The 17,971-nt window shown below is 31.9% G+C and carries 16 protein-coding genes and 1 pseudogene; 15 read left to right on the top strand and 2 right to left on the bottom strand.

Annotated elements, in window-relative coordinates; genetic code table 11:
- Positions 1 to 97: 97 nt before the first annotated feature.
- From sfaA to sfaC, 3 genes are read left to right on the top strand one after another with little or no spacing between them, the layout of a single operon-like run.
- The gene (gene sfaA, locus JV528_RS02215) at positions 98 to 1,291 is read left to right on the top strand and encodes a staphyloferrin A export MFS transporter (protein ID WP_000170407.1); all 1,194 of its coding nucleotides are present in this window, start codon (positions 98 to 100) and stop codon (positions 1,289 to 1,291) included.
- Complete coding sequence (gene sfaB / locus JV528_RS02210) at positions 1,278 to 3,035, top strand: staphyloferrin A synthetase SfaB (RefSeq protein WP_000262630.1); 1,758 nt, start codon at positions 1,278 to 1,280, stop codon at positions 3,033 to 3,035. The genes sfaA and sfaB overlap by 14 nt, the downstream gene beginning before the upstream one ends.
- 6 nt (positions 3,036 to 3,041) lie before the next feature.
- Positions 3,042 to 4,112 carry a staphyloferrin A biosynthesis protein SfaC gene (gene sfaC, locus JV528_RS02205; protein WP_000951633.1) on the top strand — a complete coding sequence of 357 codons (1,071 nt, stop codon included), beginning with the start codon at positions 3,042 to 3,044 and terminating at the stop codon, positions 4,110 to 4,112.
- Positions 4,113 to 4,212: 100 nt separating this feature from the next.
- On the opposite strand, the gene JV528_RS02200 is transcribed toward sfaC, so the two are convergent.
- A complete protein-coding gene (locus JV528_RS02200) occupies positions 4,213 to 4,338 on the bottom strand; it encodes a hypothetical protein (RefSeq protein WP_041204331.1) in 126 nt (41 codons plus the stop codon).
- 166 nt (positions 4,339 to 4,504) lie between these two features.
- Here JV528_RS02200 and JV528_RS02195 point away from each other — a divergent pair, with 166 nt between their 5' ends.
- The 4 genes from JV528_RS02195 (at position 4,505) to JV528_RS02180 (ending at position 9,101) form a co-directional block, all read left to right on the top strand.
- The gene (locus JV528_RS02195; protein ID WP_001214653.1) at positions 4,505 to 5,488 is read left to right on the top strand and encodes an ABC transporter substrate-binding protein; all 984 of its coding nucleotides are present in this window, start codon (positions 4,505 to 4,507) and stop codon (positions 5,486 to 5,488) included.
- A gap of 11 nt (positions 5,489 to 5,499) precedes the next feature.
- Complete coding sequence (locus JV528_RS02190; RefSeq protein WP_000974912.1) at positions 5,500 to 6,531, top strand: FecCD family ABC transporter permease; 1,032 nt, start codon at positions 5,500 to 5,502, stop codon at positions 6,529 to 6,531.
- Entirely contained in the window at positions 6,528 to 7,496 is a 969-nt protein-coding gene (locus JV528_RS02185; protein ID WP_204177236.1) for a FecCD family ABC transporter permease, read from the top strand. The genes JV528_RS02190 and JV528_RS02185 overlap by 4 nt, the downstream gene beginning before the upstream one ends.
- Before the next feature lie 234 nt (positions 7,497 to 7,730).
- Positions 7,731 to 9,101, top strand: coding sequence for a YjiH family protein (locus JV528_RS02180; protein ID WP_204177235.1), 1,371 nt, complete (start codon positions 7,731 to 7,733; stop codon positions 9,099 to 9,101).
- Positions 9,102 to 9,232: 131 nt separating this feature from the next.
- Here the strand turns inward: JV528_RS02180 and JV528_RS02175 are convergent, their stop codons facing one another.
- Positions 9,233 to 9,493, bottom strand: coding sequence for a SunI/YnzG family protein (locus JV528_RS02175; RefSeq protein WP_001251935.1), 261 nt, complete (start codon positions 9,491 to 9,493; stop codon positions 9,233 to 9,235).
- A gap of 176 nt (positions 9,494 to 9,669) precedes the next feature.
- On the opposite strand from JV528_RS02175, the gene JV528_RS02170 reads away from it, so the two are divergent.
- From JV528_RS02170 to JV528_RS14840, 8 genes and pseudogenes are all read left to right on the top strand, one after another.
- A complete protein-coding gene (locus tag JV528_RS02170) occupies positions 9,670 to 10,185 on the top strand; it encodes a metal-dependent hydrolase (protein WP_000147090.1) in 516 nt (171 codons plus the stop codon).
- 43 nt (positions 10,186 to 10,228) lie between these two features.
- Positions 10,229 to 11,416, top strand: coding sequence for a UTP--glucose-1-phosphate uridylyltransferase (locus JV528_RS02165; RefSeq protein ID WP_000884743.1), 1,188 nt, complete (start codon positions 10,229 to 10,231; stop codon positions 11,414 to 11,416).
- 18 nt (positions 11,417 to 11,434) lie between these two features.
- Positions 11,435 to 12,118 carry a PAQR family membrane homeostasis protein TrhA gene (gene trhA, locus JV528_RS02160; protein WP_000047124.1) on the top strand — a complete coding sequence of 228 codons (684 nt, stop codon included), beginning with the start codon at positions 11,435 to 11,437 and terminating at the stop codon, positions 12,116 to 12,118.
- Between the two features lie 174 nt (positions 12,119 to 12,292).
- Entirely contained in the window at positions 12,293 to 13,636 is a 1,344-nt protein-coding gene (gene sdrM, locus JV528_RS02155; RefSeq protein WP_204177709.1) for a multidrug efflux MFS transporter SdrM, read from the top strand.
- Between the two features lie 98 nt (positions 13,637 to 13,734).
- Positions 13,735 to 14,208, top strand: a complete 474-nt coding sequence (gene sepA, locus JV528_RS02150) for a multidrug efflux transporter SepA (RefSeq protein WP_000636857.1) — start codon at positions 13,735 to 13,737, stop codon at positions 14,206 to 14,208.
- Between the two features lie 616 nt (positions 14,209 to 14,824).
- On the top strand, positions 14,825 to 16,267 hold the full coding sequence (gene lmrS / locus JV528_RS02145) for an MDR family MFS transporter (RefSeq protein ID WP_204177711.1): 1,443 nt from the start codon (positions 14,825 to 14,827) through the stop codon (positions 16,265 to 16,267).
- A gap of 147 nt (positions 16,268 to 16,414) precedes the next feature.
- The gene (locus JV528_RS02140) at positions 16,415 to 17,479 is read left to right on the top strand and encodes an Mrp/NBP35 family ATP-binding protein (RefSeq protein ID WP_204254801.1); all 1,065 of its coding nucleotides are present in this window, start codon (positions 16,415 to 16,417) and stop codon (positions 17,477 to 17,479) included.
- Positions 17,480 to 17,567: 88 nt separating this feature from the next.
- A pseudogene (locus JV528_RS14840) lies at positions 17,568 to 17,754 on the top strand (hypothetical protein).
- Positions 17,755 to 17,971 lie beyond the last annotated feature (217 nt).

The raw sequence follows: 17,971 nt of genomic DNA, 5'->3' as shown, positions 1-17,971 counted from the left end.
CACCTCTATGAAATATTTTACAAAAGCAAGATAGATTTGTATAATCCATATTAATGATAATGATTCTTATTATCAACAGAATGCGGGTGTAAGTTTTATGACAAAATATTTTTTTAGCAGTTCTTTTCTACTATTTCTAGGTAATTGGATTGGACAAATAGGGCTAAATTGGTTTGTGCTTACCACTTATCATAACGCAGTTTATCTGGGGATTGTCAATTTTTGCAGACTTGTACCAATATTATTACTAAGTGTGTGGGCAGGGGCAATTGCCGATAAATATGATAAAGGGCGATTGCTGAGAATTACAATTTCATCATCATTTTTAGTAACCGCAATTTTATGTGTGCTTACGTATAGTTTCACTGCAATTCCAATTAGCGTCATTATTATATATGCGACATTAAGAGGGATTTTAAGTGCGGTTGAAACCCCTTTAAGACAAGCAATCTTACCAGATTTATCAGATAAAATATCTACTACACAAGCTGTATCATTTCATTCATTCATCATTAATATTTGTCGTTCAATAGGGCCTGCCATTGCTGGTGTCATATTAGCAGTCTATCATGCGCCAACAACATTTCTTGCACAGGCAATTTGTTATTTTATCGCAGTTTTATTATGTTTACCATTACATTTTAAAGTAACTAAAATACCTGAAGATGCAACAAGATACATGCCGTTAAAAGTCATTATAGATTACTTCAAATTACATATGGAAGGTCGACAAATATTTATAACATCTTTATTGATTATGGCGACAGGTTTTTCATATACGACACTTTTACCAGTTTTAACAAACAAAGTATTTCCGGGGAAATCTGAAATATTTGGTATCGCTATGACGATGTGTGCCATTGGTGGTATTATTGCAACGCTAGTTTTACCTAAAGTACTTAAATATATTGGTATGGTAAATATGTATTATTTAAGTTCATTATTATTTGGCATTGCTTTATTAGGTGTGGTATTTCACAATATTGTCATCATGTTCATTTGTATTACATTGATTGGGTTATTTAGTCAATGGGCACGTACGACAAATCGCGTTTATTTTCAAAATAATGTTAAAGATTATGAACGTGGTAAAGTACTGAGTATTATTATGATGGATAGAGGTATGATTCCATTGGGAAGTCTGTTAATGAGTATATGTGCAGATGTGTTTGGCATTGTTAGAACTTTTTCAATAATGGGAATAAGTACTATATGCATTACAATGGTATTCTATTTTATAAATAGAAAGTTGAAGTTAAAGTTGGAGGAAAGTAATCATGGTATATCTTGAATGGGCAAAGGCAGATAGAAATATTCAATATCGTGTAATTAACGCCATTATTAAAGAACGTATTTACCCCGAGCAAACGTTTATTTCACAAAAAGAATCTTTAATTGAAATTCAGTATCATATGCATGTGTTGACTATTGAAGTTGTTAGAAAAAGTGCATTAGAACGCTATGAGTTTACAGGTGATATTACTTATCTGAATAAAGGTGAAACGTCGCTAATCATGACGTTAGAAGGACTACTAGATGTATTGAACGATGATTTTGAAATCCTTATTTCAGAGCGACTACGCGAAGAGTTAATACACAGTCGAGATAGTTTAGTTGAAACATATAAGCAAATGTCTCACAGACAAACATTAATAAGTCAAAGTTTTAAATTTTCAAGATTACCACAAGATATTAACTTTTTTTCATGGTTACAACATGTAAAAGATAGTGATAAGACAGATGATTTAACTTATTCTGAGAGTTTGGTACCAGAGGGTCATCCAACACACCCTTTAACCAAAACGAAATTGCCCTTAACTATGGAAGAAGTACGAGCATATGCACCTGAGTTTGAAAAAGAAATCCCTTTGCAAATTATGATGATTGAAAAAGACCATGTTGTGTGCACAGCTATGGATGGTAATGATCAATTTATTATTGATGAAATAATTCCCGAATACTACAATCAGATTCGTGTGTTTTTGAAGAGTTTAGGTTTGAAAAGTGAAGACTATAGAGCGATTTTAGTACATCCTTGGCAATATGATCATACGATAGGGAAATATTTTGAAGCATGGATTGCTAAAAAAATATTAATTCCAACGCCGTTTACAATACTTTCAAAAGCAACTTTATCATTCAGGACGATGTCTTTAATTGATAAACCATATCATGTTAAGTTGCCCGTCGATGCACAAGCAACAAGTGCCGTTAGAACAGTCTCAACTGTGACTACTGTAGATGGACCAAAGTTAAGTTATGCTTTACAAAACATGTTGAATCAATATCCAGGATTTAAAGTTGCTATGGAACCGTTCGGTGAATATGCAAATGTTGATAAAGATAGGGCGCGTCAGCTTGCTTGTATTATAAGACAAAAGCCTGAAATTGATGGAAAAGGTGCAACAGTAGTTAGTGCAAGTCTAGTTAATAAAAATCCAATAGATCAAAAAGTTATCGTGGATAGTTACTTAGAGTGGTTAAATCAAGGAATTACTAAAGAAAGTATTACGACATTTATTGAACGATACTCTCAAGCATTAATCCCGCCTTTAATTGCTTTTATTCAAAATTATGGAATTGCATTAGAAGCACACATGCAAAATACAGTAGTGAACTTGGGGACACATTTTGACATTCAATTTTTAGTGAGAGATTTAGGTGGTTCTAGAATAGATTTAGAAACATTACAACATCGTGTATCAGATATTAAAATTACAAATGATAGTTTAATAGCTGATTCTATAGATGCAGTGATTGCAAAATTCCAACATGCTGTTATTCAAAATCAAATGGCAGAATTAATCCATCATTTTAATCAGTATGATTGTGTTGAAGAAGCCGAATTATTTAACATAGTACAGCAAGTAGTAGCGCATGCCATTAACCCAACACTACCACATGCAAATGAGTTAAAAAATATTTTGTTTGGACCAACAATTACTGTCAAAGCGTTGTTAAATATGAGAATGGAAAATAAAGTAAAGCAATATTTAAATATTGAGTTAGATAATCCGATAAAAAAAGAGGTGTAGTACTACATGGCACACGTTAACATAAATATATCGAAGATTAAATATAACGCCAAAGTACTTCAAACAGTTTTTCAAAGTAAAAATATGCAATTCACACCAGTAATTAAGTGCATAGCTGGTGACCGTACAATTGTAGAAAGCTTAAAAGCGTTAGGTATCAATCATGTTGCAGAATCCAGATTGGATAACATAATTAGTATTGCAGATCAGGATTTAACATATACGTTATTGCGTACGCCTGCCAAAAAAGAGATTTCAGATATGATAGAAAAAGTTGATATGAGTATCCAAACAGAATTATCTACCATACATCAAATAAATGAAGTAGCAGAAGTTTTAGGAAAAAAACATAAGATTTTATTAATGGTAGATTGGAAAGATGGCCGTGAAGGTGTTCTGACTTATGATGTTTTAGATTATATTAAAGAGATCATTCACTTGAAAAATATCCATTTTGTTGGTTTAGCATTCAATTTTATGTGTTTTAAATCTGATGCGCCAAGTGATGATGATATCTTTATGATTAATCGATTCGTCTCAGCTGTTGAAAGAGAAATAGGATATCGATTGAAAATTATTTCAGGTGGTAATTCGAGCATGTTACCACAACTTTTATATAATGATTTGGGTAAAATAAATGAATTGCGAATAGGTGAAACGTTGTTTAGAGGTGTTGATACAACGACAAATCAAGCGATAGCTATGTTATATCAAGATGCGATTACATTGGAGGCTGAGATTTTAGAAATTAAACCTCGAGTTAATACAGAAACGCATGAATCATTCATACAAGCTATTGTAGATATTGGTTATTTAGATACAAAAGTCGATAATATTTCACCTATGGATCAGCATATCAATATTTTAGGCGCTTCGAGTGATCATTTAATGCTTGATTTAAATGGTCAAGGACACTATCAAGTAGGAGATCATATATCTTTTTCATTAAATTATGAAGCACTTTCTCATTCGATGTATATGAAAAATTTACATAAGGTATATATTGATGATTCAAAGATTGATACGCTACTTCAAAATTTTGATGTGAAATCTCCTGCTATGGTAAACCAATATTAATATATTTATCAATAAGTCTAAGTTGACTAGTTATACTACATATCGTTTACACGGTTGTATCATAATTGTTCAACTTAGATTTTTTGTATTTGTTGATTTATCAAATTAAGTGCAACAGTTCGTCACATAAAACTGCAATAGGTAATATCAGCTGAATTAAAGAGATAACGGTCATTCTAAATGGTGTCAATTGTATTAATTCAAAGATGATATAGCCATGATACATTATCAGTATTTTGTCTAAGGAAATGTGCTAATTGTAGTCATAATTATTAGAGGGAATATGTATAGTCATACATTTTAGTAATATAAAAAGATCGAACGCTACTTGACAATGATAATTGTTATCAATAAAATAATAAATGAAGTTATACATATTAAGGAGTGGAACGATGAGAGGTCTAAAAACTTTTAGTATATTGGGATTAATAGTTGCCTTATTTTTAGTTGCAGCTTGTGGTAATACGGATAATTCAAGTAAAAAAGAATCATCAACTAAAGATACTATTTCGGTAAAAGATGAAAATGGTACAGTAAAAGTACCTAAAGATGCAAAACGTATCGTTGTATTAGAGTACTCATTTGCAGATGCATTAGCAGCATTAGACGTTAAACCAGTTGGTATTGCTGATGATGGTAAGAAAAAACGTATCATTAAACCAGTTAGAGAAAAAATTGGGGATTATACTTCTGTAGGTACACGTAAACAGCCAAACTTAGAGGAAATTAGTAAATTAAAACCGGATTTAATTATCGCTGATAGCAGTAGACATAAAGGTATTAATAAAGAATTAAACAAAATTGCACCAACATTATCATTAAAGAGTTTTGATGGAGACTACAAACAAAACATTAATTCGTTCAAAACAATTGCTAAAGCTTTAAATAAAGAAAAAGAAGGCGAAAAGCGTCTTGCTGAACATGATAAATTAATCAAAAAGTATAAAGATGAAATTAAGTTTGATAGAAATCAAAAAGTGCTTCCAGCAGTTGTTGCTAAAGCTGGTTTATTAGCACATCCAAACTATTCATATGTTGGACAATTTTTAAACGAACTTGGATTTAAAAATGCATTAAGTGATGATGTAACAAAAGGTTTAAGTAAATACTTGAAAGGACCTTACTTACAATTAGATACTGAACATTTAGCTGACTTAAATCCTGAACGCATGATTATTATGACAGATAATGCTAAAAAAGATTCTGCTGAATTCAAGAAGTTACAAGAAGATCCAACTTGGAAAAAGTTGAACGCAGTTAAAAATAATCGCGTGGATATTGTTGACCGTGATGTTTGGGCAAGATCTCGTGGCTTAATTTCTTCTGAAGAAATGGCTAAAGAACTTGTTGAATTATCAAAAAAAGAACAAAAGTAAGGTGGAAGTAAATGGCTATAAAAGAAATAAGTAGCCAATCTGCCATAGATCATAAAAGAAAAAGACGCACAACACTCACGTATATAGTGAGTTTGTGCTTTCTTTTTATTTGTATATATTTAAATATGGCGATTGGTTCTTCGAAAATTAATTTTAGCGATATCGTTCACTATGTTACTGGTCATACAGATACGAAAGCAACGTTTTTATTGCATAATGTACGTATGCCAAGGATGATTGCAGGGTTATTTATTGGCGGTGCATTAGCGGTATCTGGTTTGTTAATGCAAGCGATGACACGCAATCCGCTCGCATCACCTAAAATTTTTGGTGTCAGTTCTGGTGCATCGTTTTTCATTGTATTTGTGACGATTATCATTCCATCATTAGAATATTATGCATTATATTTAGGTGTGATAGGTGCATTTATAGGTGGTTTAACTGTTTATACACTTTCAGGTGCTACGAAAGGTATGACACCCATTAAATTAGCATTGGCTGGTATGGCCATCCATTTGTTTTTTAGTAGTATGACTGAAGGTATTATTATTTTGAATGAGAATTCAAACGAACAAGTGATGTTTTGGCTTGTCGGTTCATTATCCAGTATGAAGTGGGATGAAATTTTGACCATTCTACCATGGATTATTGGTGCTTTAATTGTAACGATTTTTATTGGACGTCAACTAACGATTATGGAACTAGGCGATGACATTGCTAAGGGATTGGGTCAAAATATAAATAAAGTTAGAATTATCATTGGACTATTAGTCATTATTCTTACAGGTATGTCGGTGTCAGTGGCAGGACCAATTGGATTTGTTGGCTTAATCGTACCGCATATAGTCAAACGCTATGTGAGTAAGAATTATTTAGTCATGATTCCATTAACATTTATTATAGGTGCAGATTTGTTACTACTATCAGATGTATTAAGTCGTTTAATTACATATCCTTATGAATCACCAGTAGGGATTGTTACATCATTCGTAGGTGCACTTTACTTCTTATTTATAACGATTAAAGGGGTGAAAAGAATATGATGACAACGAAAATTATACGTCGTTATAGTTTAATCACAATCCTTTTAATTGTGAGTATATTTATAAGTTTATGTGTAGGGTCTGTCATGATTCATCCGATTGATGCTATTAAGGGAATCTTTACACAGGATGATTTTATTTTAAATGAGTATCGTATACCTAGAACATTACTTGGTATTATTATCGGTAGTAGCTTGGCTATATCAGGTGCAATTATACAAGCTGTAATAAGAAACCCGTTAGCCTCACCTGATGTTATAGGTATTTCTAAAGGTGCCAGTTTATCTGCTGTGATTATTATTATGATCTTTCCAACAGCACCATTGTTTGTATTACCTATAGGTTCATTCTTAGGTGCCTTTGCAGTAAGTTTATTTTTATCATTTTTAATTTCAAAATATGATGTTAAAGGTTCAAAGCTTGCCTTAATTGGTTTAGCAATAGGCACAATATGTACGGCGATTGTGCAGTTCTTATTAATCAGAAATCCACTGGAAGCAAACAAAGCGCTTGTTTGGTTGACAGGTAGTCTATATGGACATGATATGTCGAATATTTATACTATATTACCTTGGTTTTTAATAACGATACCAATCATCATTTTATTGAGTTATCAATTAGATGTATTGAATCTAGGTGATGCTGTTGCAACCGCACTCGGTTTAAAAGTTAAAACGATTAAAATGCTATTGCTAATTTTAGCAGTAATATTAGCAGGATCCGCAATTTCAGTTGTCGGTGGTATTAGCTTTTTAGGATTAATTGCACCTCATATTGCGAGACAATTAATAGGAAATAAAACATTACACGTTATTATCATGTCGGGGTTAATTGGTGCTATATTGTTAACATTTGGAGATGGTTTAGCCCGTGGCATTCATCCGCCACTGGATATTCCTGTAGGGGTTATCATTGCAATTATCGGTGCACCATACTTCTTAATATTATTACGAAGAATGAAATAACTAACATATGATTAGAGTTAAAAAAGGTTAAGTACGAAATCAGTAATTGTACTTAACCTTTTTTGAATTCATCTTGAAAAATTACAAGAAATAGCGTATATTTAATAACTGTAATTATTCATTATTTTGCATACATAAACATTTTAAAAGATAGAATGATAAGGAATATGTTTGTTAACTGAATAGAATTCTGTATATACTTAAAACGAATAGATAGAGAAATGGATTGATTTTATGGATAGCTTTTCAAGGAAAGAGATAATCATTGGGAGACTTAAGTTTATTATGATGTCTTTAATTGGTATCTTATTATTTCTAGTACCAATTCCAGTCGAACAAGATGGACAGAAGCAAACAACGTTGCCCGTGGCATTTTTAGCAGGCGTGCTTAAAGATGTATTAGGTGGCGTAATGCCATTTTTAATTGTGACGATAATTACTTTATCGGGTATCATAACGCTGATTTGTTCAACTATTTTAAAAGATAAATTGAAACCTGACGGGCTAATGAACAATGCTTTTAACGTTAGAATTGGTTGGTTAATTTTACGAATATTAGCAGTTGTTTTTGCATGGATGACATTTTTACGAATCGGTTCAAAGGTTATTTACTCAGATGAAACTGGTGGATTATTGTTCTCAAGTTTATTGCCAACATTAGTAGCAGTATTCTTATTTGCAGCTCTATTTTTACCGCTATTAATGGAATACGGTTTGTTAGAGATGTTGGGTCCTATTTTTAGGCCGGTTATGAGACCCTTATTTACATTGCCAGGACGTTCGACGGTAGATAATTTAGCATCATTTATTGGAGACGGAACTGTTGGGGTCTTAATTACAAGTAGACAATATGGTGAAGGATATTATTCTCGTCGTGAGGCAACAGTTATTTCAACGACATTTAGTGTAGTTTCTATCACCTTTGCAATTGTAGTTGCTGAAACAGTGCACATGCAAAATCAATTTTTTGCTTTCTATTTATCAGTGATAGTATCCTGCCTCGTTGCAGCAGTCATTATGCCAAGAATTTGGCCTTTAAATAAAATTCCTGATGAGTATGCTAAGGAGGTACCTGAAAGTGCGCGTACTGAGGCATTGCCAGAAGGAAAGACGGCATTGAGACATGGCTTTGATACTGCAACAGAAGTAGGTATTAAAGCACCGGGCGTTATTGACTTTTTTAAGTCAGGATTAAAAACAGTCGTTGATATGTGGTTTGTTATTTTGCCTGTAGTGATGAGTATTGGTACTATTGCTACCATTATTGCGAACTACACGCCCTTTTTTGTCATATTGGGTAAACCTTTTGTTCCATTTTTAGAGTTAATGCAAATACCTGAAGCGGCACAGGCTTCTCAAACGATTATTATCGGTTTTGCCGATATGTTTTTACCTTCTATATTAATTGAAGGTGTACAAAATGATATAACTCGTTTTGTTATTGGGGCACTTAGTATATCGCAGTTAATATACTTGTCTGAAGTAGGTGGCGTCATACTTGGTTCGAAGATTCCTGTAAGCATCGGCAAATTGTTTATGATTTTCTTGATTAGAACAATCATTACACTACCGATTATTTCTTTGATGGCACACTTGTTATTGTAATTAGATATAGAAAAGGACAACTGTTAAAATTGTGGAAACAGTTGTCCTTTTGTATTTGTTTATGCTGGGTGTTGAATCAATTAAAAAAATCATTCATGAAGCCCTCACCATGAATGATTTTTTTATACAATTTATTTAGTTAATTCATTGTAAACTTTTTGATCATTTTGAGTATAAATAATGTATTCGTGGTCTTCAGTATCGATAATAACGCGATTCGTTTTACCAAATGTTGAACCGATTCTAGATACATCTTTGCTGTCTAATTTAGGAACTGCATGAATATCTTGGTCTTGTGTAATATTTTTAATTTCACTTGTAGGAATTTTGATATCAGCAACTCTCCATTGAATACGCACTTCATTATTATCCTTTTTTACTGTCATTGCCATTATTCAAACACATCCTTTAAATATTTTGTAAATACATCATAAACGATTTTGTAATCGTTTTCAAGAGTTATGTGATACTTTTTTAAATTGTGTCATACTAATGAAGTTTAACCCGAAAATATGTTCGTGTTTTTGTTAGGGATATGGTAAAATGTGAGTATTAAAGGAGAACAAATATGACAGGTAAAACACATGCTTCATGCGGCATGCTCGTTGGAGCGCTAACAACACAATATTTTCAAACGGATATTTTTTCGTCGGTTACGGTTATCATTCTAGCAACTCTAGCTAGCTTATTACCCGATATATGTCACACTCAAAGTAAGATTGGCAGAAGGTTTAAGATAATTAGTTTTTTTGTGAGATTGATCTTTGGACATCGAACCTTTACGCATTCAATATTATTTATCGCAATCATAGCATTTTTATTGCAAATTATTCAGACACCTAATTATTATATGGTAGCAATTATAATTGGATTAGTGTCACATGTTATACTAGATATGATAACACCAAAAGGCGTGAAATTATTTTATCCGTTACCGTTTAATGTGAAGACACCAATCCAATTTAAAACAGGTGGACTTGTAGACTTATCTTTAGCTACTGCGTTAATGGTCGGAACAGTTTATGTTTTATTTCAGCCTTTCATCAATGATATAATAAGCAACTGGAATACTAAGTTTTTATAGAAAATAAATTATTAAAGGTTACAAACTCAGCAGGAGGCATAAAATGCTAGATAAAAATCAATTAGCTAAATATAAACAAGATCATTTATGTGAATATGAAAAAATAATGAGTAACAATGAAAAAGAAGCGCTTGAAGAGAAGGTAGCGTCATTAGATTTAGATTTTATTGCCAAATTATATAACGATTTATACATCAATAAGAAAACAATAGATGATGTATCTGCAGTTTCTGAAGTGAAATATGATATTAAATCACAAATGAGTGATAATGAGGTTAAGCGTTTAGAGGAACAAGGACTTCAAGCTATTAAAGAAGGACAATTTGCAGTACTTTTGATGGCAGGTGGTCAAGGAACAAGACTTGGTTACAAGGGACCTAAAGGTTCGTTTGAAATTGAAGGTGTAAGTTTATTTGAACTTCAAGCTAACCAATTAAAAACATTGAATCATCAATCTGGACATACGATTCAATGGTATATTATGACAAGTGATATCAATCATGAAGAAACTTTAGCTTATTTCGAAGCACATAGTTATTTTGGATATGATCAAGAAGCAATCCACTTCTTTAAACAAGATAATATTGTGGCGCTTAGTGAAGAAGGGAAGTTAATTTTAAATCAACAGGGTCGTATTATGGAAACGCCGAATGGTAATGGTGGCGTGTTTAAATCTTTAGACAAGGCAGGATACTTAGAAGAAATGTCTAATAATGGCGTTAAGTATATTTTCTTGAATAATATCGATAATGTTTTAGTAAAAGTGTTGGATCCACTATTTGCAGGATTTACGGTAGAACATGATTACGATATTACTTCTAAAACGATTCAACCAAAACCAGGAGAAAGTGTTGGACGATTAGTTAATGTCGATTGTAAAGATACAGTATTGGAGTATTCAGAATTAGATCCAGAAGTTGCAAATCAATTTAACAATGCTAATATCGGTATTCATGCATTTAAACTTGGCTTTATTTTAAATGCTGTAAATCGTGAATTACCTTATCATTTAGCTATTAAGAATTTGAAGCAATTAGATGAGAACTTTGGGGTTATTGAACAACCAACTTTAAAATTCGAATTGTTCTATTTTGACATATTTACTTATGGAACTAGTTTTGTCACGTTACAAGTTCCTAGAGAAGAAGAGTTTTCACCTCTTAAAAATAAAGAAGGTAAAGATAGTGTTGCAACAGCAACTGAAGATTTACGTAGAATGGGTTTAATTTAATGTTAGGCGGTGACTATGATGTCCAAATCAAGTAAAAAAAGTAATGACACAATTGCAGAAACATTTAAGGATATCATTCCATTGTCATTTGGAGAAGAAATAGGCAATGCTGCATCTCATGGGCTGGCAGCGCTGTTAACACTATTAGTCTTACCTTATGCGGCTGTACATAGTTATATTGCAAATGGCACACTTGCATCAGTTAGTATGTCAATTTATGTTATTTCTATCTTTATGATGTTTATTTCATCAACAATTTATCACTCTATGCAAAATGAAACCCCCCATAAATATATTTTAAGGATTATTGATCACAGTATGATTTACGTAGCAATTTCAGGTACATACACTCCTATTTTGTTAACAATTGTAGGTGGTTGGATAGGTTGGACAGTATTTATTTTATTATGGGGAACGACTCTTTGGGGAATTTTATATAAATCCATAGCTGTCAAAGTTAATCAAAAGTTAAGTTTAATTGTCTATTTAGTGATGGGCTGGGTAGGTATTATCTTGTTACCAATTATTTTTATTCGCACATCATGGATATTCATATTATTCATTTTCTTAGGCGGTGTGTCATATACAATTGGTGCATGGTTTTATGCACAAAAGAATAGACCATATTTTCATATGATTTGGCATATTTTTATTGTTATAGCATCACTGTTGCATTTAATTGCAATCTTATATTTTATGTAGTCGTTTAGAAAAGGTGGGGGAAACTCCGCTTTTTTTATTACATAAATCATTCTATTAGCGGATTGTATTGTAATAAAATTATCGTTAAGCTTTGAAAGTCAAAAGTGTTTATACATATAAAAATCAATAGTTTGTAAATAAAATCTTATAAATATATATAGAAGGAGGTATTTCATGCGATTAAAGTCAATCATAACTGTTATAGCTTTAATATTAATTATGTTTATGTCTGCGATTGAATCATCTATTATTTCGCTTGCATTACCTACAATTAAACAAGATTTAAATGCAGGAAATTTAATTTCATTAATTTTTACCGCGTATTTTATCGCATTAGTAATTGCCAATCCTATAGTGGGCGAATTACTTTCGAGATTTAAAATTATTTATGTGGCAATTGCAGGATTACTTTTATTTAGTATAGGTAGTTTCATGTGTGGTTTAAGTACTAATTTTACTATGCTAATTATATCACGCGTGATACAAGGTTTTGGATCAGGTGTATTGATGTCATTATCGCAAATTGTTCCAAAGTTAGCATTTGAAATTCCGTTACGATATAAAATTATGGGCATAGTTGGCAGTGTTTGGGGTATTTCGAGTATCATTGGGCCGCTTTTAGGTGGTGGTATATTAGAATTTGCAACATGGCATTGGTTATTCTACATAAATATACCGATTGCGATCATTGCCATTATATTAGTTGTATGGACATTTCATTTTCCAGAGGAAGAAACAGTTGCTAAATCAAAATTTGATACTAAAGGGCTCACGCTATTTTATGTATTTATTGGATTGATTATGTTTGCTTTATTAAACCAACAGCTATTACTTTTAAATTTCTTAAGTTTTATCTTAGCTATCGTTGTGGCAATACGTTTATTTAAAGTAGAAAAACATGTTTCTTCACCATTTTTACCTGTGGTTGAATTTAATCGTTCAATTACTTTAGTTTTTATAACTGACCTTCTAACAGCTATTTGTTTAATGGGATTCAATTTATATATTCCAGTCTACCTTCAAGAACAACTAGGATTATCTCCATTACAAAGTGGATTGGTTATTTTTCCTTTATCTGTAGCTTGGATTACATTGAATTTTAATTTACATCGAATTGAAGCAAAACTATCAAGGAAAGTTATTTACTTACTATCATTTACGTTGCTACTAGTAAGTAGTATTATCATTTCATTTGATATTAAATTTCCGTTACTTATTGCATTTGTATTAATTTTGGCAGGATTAAGTTTTGGATATATTTATACAAAAGATAGTGTAATTGTCCAAGAAGAAACTAGCCCATTACAAATGAAAAAAATGATGTCTTTTTATGGATTAACTAAAAATCTTGGGGCATCAATAGGTTCAACAATAATGGGATATCTTTATGCGATACAATCAGGAATCTTTGGTCCAAACTTACACAATGTGTTAAGTGCTGTTGCTGTAATTAGCATTGGGCTTATTGTTTTATGGGTCGTATTTTTTAAAGAACAGTCATCTCAATCAAAAGAATAGAATTATGATTAAAATTGATGTAGTGTAATTAAAGTAAGAAATAATAAATTTACTAGATGCTAGATAAATCGTTCAATATTTTATTAATAAGGAGGCCAATGATTGTGAATTATCTTAAACATAAGTTTTATAACTTGTTAACTACAATGATTGTTCTCTTTATTTTTGTACTTTCTGGTGCGATTTTTTTAACATTTCTAGGGTTTGGTTTATATGGATTAAGTAGAATACTTATTTATTTTAGGTTGGGTGACTTTACATATAATAGAAGTATGTACGATAACCTATTATATTATGGTAGTTATATAATCTTTGGGTACTTCATCATATTTGCAGTCGAGCATTTAATGGATTATTTTAGAAAAATGTTGCCTGAAAATGCATATTTTAGAGGCGCGACTTTTCATTTGATTTCTTACACAGTTGCAACAACGTTATTTTATTTCATCATTCATTTAAATTATGTTTATATCAATATCGATTTTTGGGTAATCATGGTTATTATAGGGTTCTTATATGTTTGTAAGCTTCAATTTTACCCTGAAAGTAAAAATTTAAATAATAGAAAATAGATATCTGAAGTTGAGTGCACATATGTGTTCCAACTTCTTTTTGTTCAATAGAACAATCGATAATAGTGAGTCTTAGTGCTCAATTTGTGGTAAATAAGTTAAATAACCATTGTATGAGTCTGAGACATAAAATAAGTTATTAAGCGCTACAATGTTATATTGTTAGTTTTTAAGTCAGGCTGGGAAATAAATCAATGTTCTATGCTCTACGAAGTTATATTGGCAGTAGTTGACTGAACGAAAATGCGCTTGTAACAAGCTTTTTTCAATTCTAGTCGGGGCCCCAACACAGAAGCTGGCGTAAAGTCAGCTTACAATAATGTGCAAGTTGGCGGGGCCCCAACAAAGAGAAATTGGATTCCCAATTTCTACAGACAATGCAAGTTGGCGGGGCCCCAACAAAGAGAAATTGGATTCCCAATTTCTACAGACAATGCAAGTTGGGGTGGGAAGACGAAATAAATTTTGCGAAAATATCATTTCTGTCCTACTCCCAAGAACCAATAATGATTTAATATGTAGTGCTTCTTTATCATTTGAGTACTACTCCCATTATGTTAATGGCTATATGTATTAAAGGGACAAGTGTACATCTGTTTAAAAAGGAGGAATTATGATGGCTAAAGTTGAATTAACAACCCGGAGACGAAACTTCATAGTTGCTGTTATGTTGATTAGTGCGTTTGTAGCTATTTTAAATCAAACATTATTAAATACAGCGTTACCTAGTATAATGAGAGAATTAAATATTAATGAAAGTACATCGCAATGGCTAGTTACTGGGTTTATGCTTGTTAATGGCGTCATGATACCTCTGACGGCATATCTAATGGATAGGATTAAAACTAGACCTTTATACTTAGCAGCGATGGGGACATTTTTATTAGGTTCTATTGTTGCAGCCTTAGCTCCGAATTTTGGAGTTTTAATGTTAGCACGTGTAATTCAAGCGATGGGTGCAGGGGTACTTATGCCCTTAATGCAATTTACGTTATTTACATTGTTCAGTAAAGAACATCGAGGTTTTGCAATGGGGCTGGCAGGTTTAGTAATTCAATTTGCACCAGCAATAGGACCTACAGTTACTGGATTAATCATTGATCAAGCGAGTTGGCGAGTACCATTTATTATAATTGTAGGAATTGCTTTAGTTGCCTTTGTTTTCGGTTTGGTTTCAATCTCGAGTTACAATGAAGTGAAATATACTAAATTAGATAAGCGCTCAGTAATGTATTCAACTATTGGGTTCGGGTTAATGCTATATGCATTTAGTAGTGCAGGAGATTTAGGATTTACAAGTCCAATAGTAATAGGTGCATTGATAATAAGTATGGTTATTATCTATTTATTTATACGTAGACAATTTAATATTAGTAATACACTTTTAAATTTAAGGGTTTTTAAAAATAGAACATTTGCATTATGTACGATTAGTTCAATGATTATTATGATGTCAATGGTTGGACCCGCGCTGCTTATACCGCTATATGTTCAAAACAGTTTATCTTTATCTGCCTTGTTATCAGGACTAGTTATCATGCCTGGTGCAATAATAAATGGTATTATGTCGGTTTTTACAGGTAAATTTTATGATAAGTATGGTCCTAGGCCATTGATTTATACTGGTTTTACAATTTTAACAATTACTACAATTATGTTGTGTTTCTTGCATACAGACACATCTTATACGTATTTAATAGTCGTATATGCAATCAGAATGTTTTCAGTTTCTTTACTCATGATGCCGATAAATACTACAGGAATTAATTCTTTGAGAAATGAAGAAATCTCACATGGCACGGCTATTATGAACTTTGGTCGTGTAATGGCTGGTTCACTAGGCACAGCTTTAATGGTTACATTAATGAGTTTTGGTGCAAAAATATTTTTATCAACTTCACCATCACATTTAACTTCAAATGAGATAAAACAACAATCAATTGCTATTGGAGTAGATATCTCATTTGGATTTGTAGCAGTTCTAGTTATGATTGCTTATGTGATAGCAATTTTTATCAGAGAACCTGAAGAGATTGAAAGTAATAGAAGGAAATTTTAAAATAATATGAGTAGTTGGTCTATTGAAAATAATAGGCTAACTTCTTTTTTTATTTAATGAAAAGTTTTATACTTTTATTGATAGACTACGTAAAAAATGACATTTGCAATTATGTAGATATTTTAAATTGATTAAGGGGGATTTACTTTGTTAACGGTAGATCAAGTTAAAGAACTAATAGGAGAAATTAAAGATCCTATTATAGATGTACCTTTAAAAGAAACAGAAGGTATTGTAGAAGTTTCTATTAAGGAAGAAAAAGAACATGTAAGTGTTAAATTGGCAATGGCACAATTAGGTGGTGCACAGCAATTAGATTTACAGATGGCAGTTGTTAATGCTTTAAAAGAAAATGGTGCAAAAACTGTGGGTATACGATTTGAAACGTTACCAGAAGAAAAAGTAAATCAATTTAAACCAAAAGAAGAAAATAAACCTAAAACGATAGAAGGGCTGTTATCTCAAAATAATCCAGTTGAATTTATTGCTATTGCTTCAGGTAAAGGTGGCGTCGGTAAATCTACTGTTGCAGTAAATTTAGCCGTTGCCTTAGCTCGTGAAGGTAAAAAAGTTGGATTAGTAGATGCCGATATATATGGATTTAGTGTACCAGATATGATGGGTATCGATGAAAAGCCTGGAATTAAAGGGAAGGAAGTAATTCCAGTTGAACGTCATGGCGTTAAAGTTATATCAATGGCCTTTTTTGTGGAAGAAAATGCGCCAGTTATATGGAGAGGGCCAATGTTAGGTAAAATGTTGACGAATTTCTTTACAGAAGTTAAATGGGGAGACATTGAATATTTAATACTCGATCTTCCACCTGGAACAGGAGATGTAGCTTTAGATGTTCATACGATGTTACCTTCAAGTAAGGAAATTATTGTAACGACACCTCATCCTACAGCAGCATTTGTTGCAGCTCGCGCAGGTGCGATGGCAAAACATACGGATCATTCTATTCTTGGCGTAGTTGAAAACATGAGTTATTTTGAAAGTAAAGAGACAGGTAATAAAGAATATGTCTTTGGCAAAGGTGGCGGTACTAAGTTAGCTGATGAACTTAATACTCAATTACTTGGGGAATTACCTTTAGAGCAACCATCTTGGAATCCAAAAGATTTTGCACCGTCAATATATCAATCAGATGATCGTCTAGGTAAAATTTATAGCTCGATTGCACAAAAAGTTATAGCTGCTACAAATAAATAGGTATAATATATGCTAAACGTACAAAATTACTTTTATTTTGTACGTTTTTATATTGAATTGTTTTAGAATGCTGGTAAAATAAGTTCTTGTGTTAAGCAATCAACGCATTGAAAAAAGAAGCGGTTTGCAAACACGAATGTTTTTCAAAAAAGTTATTGACTTTAAATTATAAAGTTGATAAGATAATAAAGTCGTCAAAAACGGCGACGATGTTTTTAAAGAAGAATTTCAAAAGTGTAAAACTTACCATTGAAATAATTATAAAAACAATATAGAATAAATAAAGTAATCGTTCAAAAAGTTATTGACTTCAACAATTAAACGAAGTACAATAAAAGAGATTGAACATTAATGAACATTGAAAACTGAATGACAATATGTCAACGTTAATTCCAAAAAAGTAACTATTAGTTACAAACATTATATAGTATTTATGAGCTAATCAAACATCATAATTTTTATGGAGAGTTTGATCCTGGCTCAGGATGAACG

This window comes from Staphylococcus sp. GDB20D11A, from assembly GCF_016893255.1.
In the GTDB taxonomy this organism is placed as follows: domain Bacteria; phylum Bacillota; class Bacilli; order Staphylococcales; family Staphylococcaceae; genus Staphylococcus; species Staphylococcus aureus.
This window is presented reverse-complemented; position numbering and strand designations above follow the sequence as displayed.

Coding starts and splice junctions, on each gene's coding strand:
- sfaA (WP_000170407.1), top strand. CDS start 98: ATGACAAAATATTTTTTTAGCAGTTCTTTTCTACTATTTCTAGGTAAT.
- sfaB (WP_000262630.1), top strand. CDS start 1,278: ATGGTATATCTTGAATGGGCAAAGGCAGATAGAAATATTCAATATCGT.
- sfaC (WP_000951633.1), top strand. CDS start 3,042: ATGGCACACGTTAACATAAATATATCGAAGATTAAATATAACGCCAAA.
- JV528_RS02200 (WP_041204331.1), bottom strand. CDS start 4,338: ATGTATCATGGCTATATCATCTTTGAATTAATACAATTGACACCATTT.
- JV528_RS02195 (WP_001214653.1), top strand. CDS start 4,505: ATGAGAGGTCTAAAAACTTTTAGTATATTGGGATTAATAGTTGCCTTA.
- JV528_RS02190 (WP_000974912.1), top strand. CDS start 5,500: ATGGCTATAAAAGAAATAAGTAGCCAATCTGCCATAGATCATAAAAGA.
- JV528_RS02185 (WP_204177236.1), top strand. CDS start 6,528: ATGATGACAACGAAAATTATACGTCGTTATAGTTTAATCACAATCCTT.
- JV528_RS02180 (WP_204177235.1), top strand. CDS start 7,731: ATGGATAGCTTTTCAAGGAAAGAGATAATCATTGGGAGACTTAAGTTT.
- JV528_RS02175 (WP_001251935.1), bottom strand. CDS start 9,493: ATGGCAATGACAGTAAAAAAGGATAATAATGAAGTGCGTATTCAATGG.
- JV528_RS02170 (WP_000147090.1), top strand. CDS start 9,670: ATGACAGGTAAAACACATGCTTCATGCGGCATGCTCGTTGGAGCGCTA.
- JV528_RS02165 (WP_000884743.1), top strand. CDS start 10,229: ATGCTAGATAAAAATCAATTAGCTAAATATAAACAAGATCATTTATGT.
- trhA (WP_000047124.1), top strand. CDS start 11,435: ATGTCCAAATCAAGTAAAAAAAGTAATGACACAATTGCAGAAACATTT.
- sdrM (WP_204177709.1), top strand. CDS start 12,293: ATGCGATTAAAGTCAATCATAACTGTTATAGCTTTAATATTAATTATG.
- sepA (WP_000636857.1), top strand. CDS start 13,735: ATGATTGTGAATTATCTTAAACATAAGTTTTATAACTTGTTAACTACA.
- lmrS (WP_204177711.1), top strand. CDS start 14,825: ATGGCTAAAGTTGAATTAACAACCCGGAGACGAAACTTCATAGTTGCT.